This is a genomic window from Lysobacter changpingensis, assembly GCF_017308985.1.
GTDB classification, from domain to species: Bacteria; Pseudomonadota; Gammaproteobacteria; order Xanthomonadales; family Xanthomonadaceae; genus Lysobacter_J; species Lysobacter_J changpingensis.
Genome location: NZ_JADWPE010000009.1, coordinates 1 through 6,004, shown reverse-complemented (window position 1 = coordinate 6,004; position 6,004 = coordinate 1). Strand labels below are relative to the sequence as shown.

The following is a 6,004-nucleotide window of genomic DNA, read 5'->3' as shown; positions in this document are numbered from 1 at the left end:
AGCCGAGCCGGAGGCGCCCGGAACTACGGGATCGCTGTTCTAGGCCGTGAAAAGCGCCACTGGGCAGGCTCGAGTTTCGCGTTCTGGCTGCGGTGGGTGCCGTTTCCACCTCGCAAGCAAATGCCGGCTCAGGAGTCGGCATTTATTCGCAGGTGATGCTTCGGACTGGAAGCGGGCCAGTGCTTTGGGCGCGCGCACATGAGTCGCGCGGCGCTCGGATGGTTATTCAACCGCACAAAAGAAGAAGGCCGGTCCTGTCGGACCGGCCTTCTGGGGTAAAGCCCCTGGCGATGACCTACTCTTGCATGGCTTGAGCCACACTACCATCGGCGCATGTGCGTTTCACTTCCGAGTTCGGAATGGGATCGGGTGGGACCACACAGCTATTGTCACCAGGGAGAGGGTGGAGGGTCGCGGTTCCGGTGTACTGGATCGCGCACACGCTCTCGTTGGGTTGCTTGGGACGTCGCCGTCCTTCGCGGATAGGTTGGGATAAGTAGCGAGTGAGCCGAACGTCACGACGTTGTCGTAAGTCCAAGGCCACTTGAGGTTATATGGTCAAGCCACACGGATCATTAGTACTGGTTAGCTCAATGCATTGCTGCACTTACACACCCAGCCTATCAACCACCTGGTCTTGATGGTTCCTTCAGGGGAGTCAAGCTCCCGGGAGATCTCATCTTGAGGCGCGCTTCCCGCTTAGATGCTTTCAGCGGTTATCGCTTCCGAACATAGCTACCCGGCAGTGCCACTGGCGTGACAACCGGAACACCAGAGGTTCGTCCACTCCGGTCCTCTCGTACTAGGAGCAGCCCCTCTCAAATCTCCAACGCCCACGACAGATAGGGACCGAACTGTCTCACGACGTTCTGAACCCAGCTCGCGTACCACTTTAAATGGCGAACAGCCATACCCTTGGGACCGACTACAGCCCCAGGATGTGATGAGCCGACATCGAGGTGCCAAACACCGCCGTCGATATGAACTCTTGGGCGGTATCAGCCTGTTATCCCCGGAGTACCTTTTATCCGTTGAGCGATGGCCCTTCCATACAGAACCACCGGATCACTAAGACCTACTTTCGTACCTGCTTGATCCGTCGATCTTGCAGTCAAGCACGCTTATGCCTTTGCACACAGTGCGCGATGTCCGACCGCGCTGAGCGTACCTTCGTGCTCCTCCGTTACACTTTGGGAGGAGACCGCCCCAGTCAAACTACCCACCATACACGGTCCCCGATCCGGATTACGGACCTAGGTTAGAACGTCAAGCACATCAGGGTGGTATTTCAAGGATGGCTCCACGCAAGCTAGCGCCTGCGCTTCATAGCCTCCCACCTATCCTACACAGACGAACTCAACGTTCAGTGTAAAGCTATAGTAAAGGTTCACGGGGTCTTTCCGTCTTGCCGCGGGAACGCTGCATCTTCACAGCGATTTCAATTTCACTGAGTCTCGGGTGGAGACAGCGCCGCTGTCGTTACGCCATTCGTGCAGGTCGGAACTTACCCGACAAGGAATTTCGCTACCTTAGGACCGTTATAGTTACGGCCGCCGTTTACCGGGGCTTCGATCAAGAGCTTCGCCTTGCGGCTGACCCCATCAATTAACCTTCCGGCACCGGGCAGGCGTCACACCCTATACGTCCACTTTCGTGTTTGCAGAGTGCTGTGTTTTTGATAAACAGTCGCAGCGGCCTGGTCACTGCGGCCCTTCTCAGCTATGAACCAAAAAGGGCGCACCTTCTCCCGAAGTTACGGTGCTATTTTGCCTAGTTCCTTCACCCGAGTTCTCTCAAGCGCCTGAGAATTCTCATCCTGCCCACCTGTGTCGGTTTACGGTACGGTCTGCGTAAGCTGAAGCTTAGGAGCTTTTCCTGGAAGCGTGATATCGGCAGCTTAGTCCTAAAGGACTCGTCCTTAGTCTCAACGTTGCCCCCCCGGATTTGCCTAAGGGGACCGCCTCAACTCTCTCACCGGGACAACCAACGCCCGGCCTGCCTAACCTTCTCCGTCCCTCCATCGCACTTACGCGAGGTGCTGGAATATTAACCAGCTTCCCATCGACTACGCATTTCTGCCTCGCCTTAGGGGCCGACTCACCCTGCGTCGATTAACGTTGCGCAAGGAAACCTTGGGCTTTCGGCGTGCGGGCTTTTCACCCGCATTATCGTTACTCATGTCAGCATTCGCACTTCCGATACCTCCAGCATGCCTTTCGACACACCTTCACCGGCTTACGGAACGCTCCTCTACCGCGCACACAAAGTGTGCACCCCAAGCTTCGGTTCCGTGCTTAGCCCCGTTAAATCTTCCGCGCAGACCGACTCGACCAGTGAGCTATTACGCTTTCTTTAAAGGGTGGCTGCTTCTAAGCCAACCTCCTGGCTGTCTGTGCCTTTCCACATCGTTTTCCACTTAGCACGAAATTTGGGACCTTAGCTGTGGGTCTGGGTTGTTTCCCTTTTCACGACGGACGTTAGCACCCGCCGTGTGTCTCCCATGCAGTCTGTCCTGGTATTCGGAGTTTGCCATGGTTTGGTAAGTCGCAATGACCCCCTAGCCATAACAGTGCTCTACCCCCAGGAAGATTCACATGAGGCGCTACCTAAATAGCTTTCGAGGAGAACCAGCTATCTCCGGGTTCGATTAGCTTTTCACTCCTAATCACACCTCATCCCCTACCTTTGCAACGGGAGTGGGTTCGGGCCTCCAGTTGATGTTACTCAACCTTCACCCTGGGCATGACTAGATCACCCGGTTTCGGGTCTACTGCCCGCGACTATGCGCCCTTATCAGACTCGGTTTCCCTTCGCCTCCCCTATACGGTTAAGCTCGCCACGAACAGTAAGTCGCTGACCCATTATACAAAAGGTACGCCGTCACCCTTGCGGGCTCCGACTGCTTGTACGCACACGGTTTCAGGGTCTATTTCACTCCCCTCTCCGGGGTTCTTTTCGCCTTTCCCTCACGGTACTGGTTCACTATCGGTCGGTCAGGAGTATTTAGCCTTGGAGGATGGTCCCCCCATGTTCAGACAGGGTTTCTCGTGCCCCGCCTTACTCGATTTCATCGAATGAGCCCTTTCGCATACCGGGCTGTCACCGTCTATGGCCAACCTTTCCAGGTTGTTTTGCTAAAACTCATTCGACTTAAGGGCTGGTCCCCGTTCGCTCGTCACTACTTAGGGAATCTCGGTTGATTTCTTTTCCTCCGGGTACTTAGATATTTCAGTTCTCCGGGTTTGCTTCCAGCAGCTATGTATTCACTGCAGGATACCTGTTACCAGGTGGGTTTCCCCATTCGGACATTGCGGGATCAATGCTTGTTGCCAGCTCCCCCGCACTTTTCGCAGGCTGCCACGTCCTTCATCGCCTCTGACCGCCAAGGCATCCACCGTGTGCGCTTATTCGCTTGACCATATAACCCCAAGTCGCCTCAGGGTCGTCTGTGTCCAGGGGTACAAAGCCCGGACGCGAATTCAACGACTCAATATAAGGTGCCTTTCGGCACCCGCCTTAGCCTCACGACACGTCATGGACATTCGTCTCAAAACGCTCGCTACTTTCCCAGTTTTCAAAGAACACGATCCGGCCTCAACGCCGTACCGCTTCAATTCTTGATGTGTGCGCAATCCAGTTTCGTTCGGGAGTGGTGGGTCTGGGAGGACTCGAACCACCGGCCTCACCCTTATCAGGGGTGCGCTCTAACCACCTGAGCTACAGACCCAAAAGTCGTGCGTGTTTCCTTGAATAGTCCGCACAGGGATGTGCGGGCTGTTGCGAAGGATTCGCGTCATAGCTTGGTGGAGCTTGTCGGGATCGAACCGACGACCCCCTGCTTGCAAAGCAGGTGCTCTCCCAGCTGAGCTAAAGCCCCATGTTCAATCGAGTGAACGGGACGCTCCCGCGAAACTCCCCCTTGGGAGCTTCCGGAACTAGATGCAGGTCACTTGTGCGGACGTCCGGCCAGCAATTAGCTGCCTTAGTCTCTAAAGGAGGTGATCCAGCCGCACCTTCCGATACGGCTACCTTGTTACGACTTCACCCCAGTCATCGGCCACACCGTGGCAAGCGCCCTCCCGAAGGTTAAGCTACCTGCTTCTGGTGCAACAAACTCCCATGGTGTGACGGGCGGTGTGTACAAGGCCCGGGAACGTATTCACCGCAGCAATGCTGATCTGCGATTACTAGCGATTCCGACTTCATGGAGTCGAGTTGCAGACTCCAATCCGGACTGAGATGGGGTTTCTGGGATTGGCTTGCCCTCGCGGGTTCGCAGCCCTCTGTCCCCACCATTGTAGTACGTGTGTAGCCCTGGCCGTAAGGGCCATGATGACTTGACGTCATCCCCACCTTCCTCCGGTTTGTCACCGGCGGTCTCCTTAGAGTTCCCACCATTACGTGCTGGCAACTAAGGACAAGGGTTGCGCTCGTTGCGGGACTTAACCCAACATCTCACGACACGAGCTGACGACAGCCATGCAGCACCTGTGTCACGGTTCCCGAAGGCACCAATCCATCTCTGGAAAGTTCCGTGCATGTCAAGGCCAGGTAAGGTTCTTCGCGTTGCATCGAATTAAACCACATACTCCACCGCTTGTGCGGGCCCCCGTCAATTCCTTTGAGTTTCAGTCTTGCGACCGTACTTCCCAGGCGGCGAACTTAACGCGTTAGCTTCGATACTGAGTGCCTAGTTGCACCCAACATCCAGTTCGCATCGTTTAGGGCGTGGACTACCAGGGTATCTAATCCTGTTTGCTCCCCACGCTTTCGTGCCTCAGTGTCAGTGCTGGTCCAGGTAGCCGCCTTCGCCACGGATGTTCCTCCCGATATCTACGCATTTCACTGCTACACCGGGAATTCCGCTACCCTCTACCGCACTCTAGTAAGCCAGTATCCAATGCAGTTCCCAGGTTGAGCCCAGGGCTTTCACATCAGACTTAACAAACCACCTACGCACGCTTTACGCCCAGTAATTCCGAGTAACGCTTGCACCCTTCGTATTACCGCGGCTGCTGGCACGAAGTTAGCCGGTGCTTATTCTTCCGGTACCGTCATAACACCCGAGTATTAATCGAGCGCTTTTCTTTCCGGACAAAAGTGCTTTACAACCCGAAGGCCTTCTTCACACACGCGGCATGGCTGGATCAGGCTTGCGCCCATTGTCCAATATTCCCCACTGCTGCCTCCCGTAGGAGTCTGGACCGTGTCTCAGTTCCAGTGTGGCTGATCATCCTCTCAGACCAGCTACGGATCGTCGCCTTGGTGGGCCTTTACCCCGCCAACTAGCTAATCCGGCATCGGCTCATCTATCTGCGTGAGGCCCGAAGGTCCCCCACTTTCTCCCGTAGGACGTATGCGGTATTAGCGTAAGTTTCCCTACGTTATCCCCCACAAATAGGCAGATTCCGATGCATTCCTCACCCGTCCGCCACTCGCCACCCAAGGAGCAAGCTCCTCTGTGCTGCCGTTCGACTTGCATGTGTTAGGCCTGCCGCCAGCGTTCACTCTGAGCCAGGATCAAACTCTTCACTTAAAATTGCTGAACCCGAAGGTTCAATATCTTGAGTGCAGAGCCCGTCCCAGGCACCAAATTACTCGCTTGCATTTGCATGCATTTGAATTGACTTGTTGCTCTGTTACGAACGTCTGCTTATGGACAACCATCCACTCGCCAGACGCCCGCACAAGTCACCTGCGCACACTGTCAAAGATCCCGGGGCCGGCCTCAGCGCCTTTCCCTTTTTCTTGCCTCACCCCGCCGCACCGAAGTGCCCGAGGGAGCCGACTACTATACAGCGAATTTCGATTCCGTCAACACCGTGTCAGGATCTTTTTCGCCGCCCCCCGCCCTCCGTTCAGCGCCTCTTTCGAGGCCGTCCCGGGGAGCGGGCCGCGCATCTTACAGCACCTTCGAAGTTCGTCAACCGCCCCTCGAAATCCGCCGCTTCAACCGCGCCCCGCGTCAGTGATTCACCTCGGCGGGGCGCGCATTGTGCACACG

At 55.9% G+C, this 6,004-nt stretch carries 2 tRNA genes and 3 rRNA genes; all 5 read right to left on the bottom strand.

The features are described 5' to 3' along the window. Positions 1-282 precede the first annotated feature (282 nt). Positions 283-397 (bottom strand): 5S ribosomal RNA (rrf, locus tag I4U41_RS18240). 157 nt (positions 398-554) lie between these two features. Then, positions 555-3,418, bottom strand: a 23S ribosomal RNA gene (locus I4U41_RS18235). Positions 3,419-3,650: 232 nt separating this feature from the next. Next, a tRNA-Ile gene (locus I4U41_RS18230) sits at positions 3,651-3,727 on the bottom strand. A gap of 74 nt (positions 3,728-3,801) precedes the next feature. Beyond that, positions 3,802-3,877 (bottom strand) — tRNA-Ala (locus I4U41_RS18225). 114 nt (positions 3,878-3,991) lie between these two features. Continuing rightward, a 16S ribosomal RNA gene (locus I4U41_RS18220) occupies positions 3,992-5,536 on the bottom strand. The 16S, 23S and 5S rRNA genes sit together here with 2 tRNA genes alongside, the layout of an rRNA operon. Positions 5,537-6,004: the final 468 nt, after the last annotated feature.